Annotated in this window: 1 pseudogene; it reads left to right on the top strand. The window is 37.3% G+C overall.

What is annotated here, in order from left to right:
• Positions 1-565, top strand: a pseudogene (locus AOA59_RS26460) (RNA polymerase factor sigma-54); the annotation flags it as partial.

Genomic DNA, 565 nt, shown 5'->3' with positions numbered 1-565 from the left:
GTAAAAAAAGTAAAGGGCAAGTTTGTCGTCTTTTTAAATGAGGATCACCTTCCAGAAATGACAGTCAATTCTCGCTATGAATCTTTGATGAAAAATGGTGAGGCTGAGGTCAGTGACTATATGAAGAAAAAGTATGAGCAGTTTCAGTGGATTAAACGCAGTGTAAAACAACGTCAAGAAACGGTACTTAAAGTAACGGATGCTATTGTCAAACGTCAAACACAGTTTTTAGAACATGGTCCTTCTCATCTTAAACCAATGACGTTGAAGACAATTGCTGAAATGGTGGGTGTGCACGAATCCACTGTGTCAAGAGCAACGACGAAGAAATATCTGCAGACTCCTAAAGGATTATTTGAGTTGAAGTACTTTTTTACAACAAATGTTGGAGAAAGTGCTGGTGAAGGACAATCTTCAGAACGGGTAAAAATCTATATTAAGAACTTAATAGATGAAGAAAACAAGCAGAAACCCCTTTCAGATCAGAAACTGTCAGCATCTTTAAAAAGTAAGTATGATATTCATGTGTCAAGAAGAACGGTGGCTAAATACCGAGAGGAAATGC

The sequence above is a fragment of the Pseudomonas sp. 2822-15 genome, assembly GCF_002742515.1.
GTDB classification, from domain to species: domain Bacteria; phylum Pseudomonadota; class Gammaproteobacteria; order Pseudomonadales; family Pseudomonadaceae; genus Aquipseudomonas; species Aquipseudomonas salomonii.
The sequence above is the reverse complement of the archived record's forward strand: the minus strand, read 5'-3'. Positions and strand labels throughout refer to the sequence as shown.